General features: G+C 66.4%; 2 protein-coding genes. Both read right to left on the reverse strand.

Annotation, left to right across the window (positions count from 1 at the left end; translation table 11 throughout):
• Positions 1-984 precede the first annotated feature (984 nt).
• The gene (locus tag DBR10_RS05415; RefSeq protein WP_108505363.1) at positions 985-1,356 is read right to left on the reverse strand and encodes a VanZ family protein; all 372 of its coding nucleotides are present in this window, start codon (positions 1,354-1,356) and stop codon (positions 985-987) included.
• Positions 1,357-1,460: 104 nt separating this feature from the next.
• The gene (gene serA, locus DBR10_RS05420; protein WP_108505362.1) at positions 1,461-3,038 is read right to left on the reverse strand and encodes a phosphoglycerate dehydrogenase; all 1,578 of its coding nucleotides are present in this window, start codon (positions 3,036-3,038) and stop codon (positions 1,461-1,463) included.
• Positions 3,039-3,085 lie beyond the last annotated feature (47 nt).

Genomic DNA, 3,085 nt, shown 5'->3' on the forward strand with positions numbered 1-3,085 from the left:
GGGCGAAACCTCTCACCCTCCCATCCCGGCCTTCGCCGGGACGGGCCCCTCCCTCTCTCTTAGAGAGAGGGATCATGACCGTTCGACTTGAGTCGAAAGCTCCCTTTGACATCGTTCCCGAAAGCCGACGCCCCGCGTCCGGCTTATCCTTAAATCTCCTGGAGGCTGTAGCGTGCCGGTCTGGAAAGGTCAGTCAAGGACGACGCTCTCGCGTCGCCGCGACGCGGCGGCCCGCAGGGCCGTCCTTGAGAGACCTTACCAGACCAGCGATCGTCTCGCCGTGAGATGTAAGGATGGCTCTGCCCGAGGGGCGGTGGCTTCAGCCAAATCCGGACCGCCAAACCACAACCCTTACCCCTTTGATGGGGGAAGGGAGAAGCCCCTCTATCCCCGTTCCCGCACGGGCATATCCCCACCGCGCCCCCAGCCAAATCAACGCCCTAAGCCCCAGCACCAGCGTGACGATCGAAAACCTGTCCGCCCCGCCCGGACCGGCCCCATACTTCGCCTCGTCCCGTCCCTGGGGAGGCCGTCCAGCTGGCGACCTGACGGGGGGCGGGAGTGGTCGAGCGGGTCGTGTCTGCCTGACCGCTGTCGACGTCGTCCCCGGCGGGGACCGGTTCGAGGCGTGTAAGTCCCCCTGAGGGTCTCGCCGGGAAAAACCGGTCGCTAACTCGCCGATGGAAGACCCGGCAACGGCGGCAGGCACTGCAGGCGCGGGCTGAAATCGCCCGCGCGGTCCGGAAGGGTCGCTGCCCTTCCGCCCGTCGGGGGCCTCTGTCGGGAGCGGGTTAAAACCCCGCGCCCCGAAGGCTCACCGGAAAATCGGTCACGCGGAGCGCTCCGGCCCAGGCCGAAACGGTACTCCTACAAACAATCCTCCGGGTTTGGCCCGGACGCTCCGCCGCCTCCAAACACTCGCCGGCGCAAAACCGGCGAGGACGCGACCCTGTGTCTGCAGAGACGCCCGGAAGAAATCCGGGCCTAAAACGTCGTCCGCTTCTGCCAGGTGGCCAGGACCATCGGCGCGAACACCGCGCCGATGCCGCAGGCGTCGGCCAGGATATCGCCGCCCGAGGCGTCACGGCCGATGATCGGCAGGGCCTGCAACACCTCGATCAGCACGCCGAAACCCAGCAGCACGACGCCGATCCGCCAGAAGCGGCTGGCCGGCAGGGCGATCACCGCCAGGGTGGTCAGCACATAGAAGACGATGAAGTGCTTGGCCTTATCCCACGGGATCAGGCCGACGCTGTCATCGCCCGGCAGCAGGGCCTGCCACAGGGCGTAGGCGCAGGCCGTGGCGAACACTGCAAAGGCCAGCCGGTTGATCTTGCGGTTGGAGAACAGCTTCATGAAGCGGGGGCCTGTCAGAACGGAAACGAGCGCCGCCGTAACCTTCGGAAATGTCCGGAAGATGACGACGACGCCCGCTATAGCCGAGGCTGGGTGGAAAAGCCCTAGAAGGTCAGGGCGCGGGCTTCCTTGACGTGCGGCAGCGCCTGAATCTTGGCCAGCAGCGCCGCATCCGGAGCCTGGTCGACGCCGACCAGGGCGATGGCATCCTCATCGGCCGAGACGCGGCCGAGGTTGAAGGTGGCGATGTTGACGCCCGCCTCGCCCAGCAGCATGCCCAGCGCGCCGATGAAGCCCGGCTTGTCGAGGTTGTTGATGTAGAGCATGGCCGGCGAGAAGCCCGCGTCCAGCTCCATGCCCTTGACCTCGACGATACGGGGCGCGCCGGCGATCACCGTGCCGGCAAAGGCGCGCTTGCCCTTCTCGGTGGTGATGGTGATGCGCATCAGGCTGTCATAGGTGGGGCTGACCTCCTGGCGGCTCTCGGAGACGGTGATGCCGCGCTCCTTGGCCACGGCCGGGGCGGAGACCATGTTGATCTCGGCCAGCATCGGCTTGAGGATCCCCGACAGGGCGGCCGAGGTCATCGGCTTGACGTTCAGATTGGCCACTTCACCCTCATAGGCGATGTCGATGGCCTTGATGCCGAAGTCGACCATCTGGCCGGCCAGGGCGCCGATCTTCTCGGCCAGGGCCACGAACGGCTTCAGCTTGGGGGCTTCTTCGGCCGTGATCGACGGGCTGTTCAGGGCATTGGTCACGGCGCCGGTCAGCAGATAGTCGCTGACCTGTTCGGCGACCTGCAGGGCCACATTCTCCTGGGCTTCGCTGGTGCTGGCCCCCAGGTGCGGGGTGGCCACCACGCGGTCGGAGCCGAACAGCGGGTTTTCCTTGGCCGGCTCGGTGACGAAGACGTCAAAGCCGGCGCCGCCGACATGGCCGCTGTCGAGCAGCGCACGCAGGGCGACCTCGTCGACCAGGCCGCCGCGGGCGCAGTTGACGATCAGCACGCCCTTTTTGGTCTTGGCCAGGTTGTCGGCCGACAGGATGTTGCGGGTCTTGTCGGTCAGGGGGGTGTGCAGGGTGATGACGTCGGCGCGGGCCAGCAGGTCTTCCAGTTCGACCTTCTCGACGCCCATCTCGATGGCGCGCTCGGGGCTCAGGAACGGGTCATAGGCCACGACCTTCATCTTCAGGCCCAGGGCGCGGTCGGCGACGATGCCGCCGATATTGCCGGCCCCGATCAGGCCAAGCGTCTTGGCGTACAGCTCCACGCCCATGAAGCGGTTCTTCTCCCACTTTCCGGCCTGGGTCGAGGCATCGGCCTGGGGCAGCTGGCGGGCCAGGGCGAACATCATGGCGATGGCGTGCTCGGCCGTGGTGATCGAGTTGCCGAACGGGGTGTTCATCACCACGATGCCCTTGGCGGTGGCGGCCGGGATGTCGACATTGTCGACGCCGATGCCGGCCCGGGCGATGACCTGCAGCTTGTGGGCCGCGGCGATCACGTCCTTGTCGAGCTTGGCGCCCGAACGGATGGCGATGCCGTCATAGTCGCCGATCACGGCGATCAGCTCGTCTTTCGACAGGCCGACCTTGATGTCGAAATCGACGCCGCGGTTCTTGAAGATGTCGACGGCGGCGGGGGAAAGCTTGTCAGCGATAAGGACGCGGGGAGCCATGGTGGGTTCTCTGATTTCGAGCCCTTCCCCCTTGATGGGGGAAGGGT

Source organism: Caulobacter sp. HMWF025 (assembly GCF_003060965.1).
Taxonomy (GTDB): Bacteria; Pseudomonadota; Alphaproteobacteria; order Caulobacterales; family Caulobacteraceae; genus Caulobacter.

Coding starts and splice junctions, on each gene's coding strand:
- serA (WP_108505362.1), bottom strand. CDS start 3,038: ATGGCTCCCCGCGTCCTTATCGCTGACAAGCTTTCCCCCGCCGCCGTC.
- DBR10_RS05415 (WP_108505363.1), bottom strand. CDS start 1,356: ATGAAGCTGTTCTCCAACCGCAAGATCAACCGGCTGGCCTTTGCAGTG.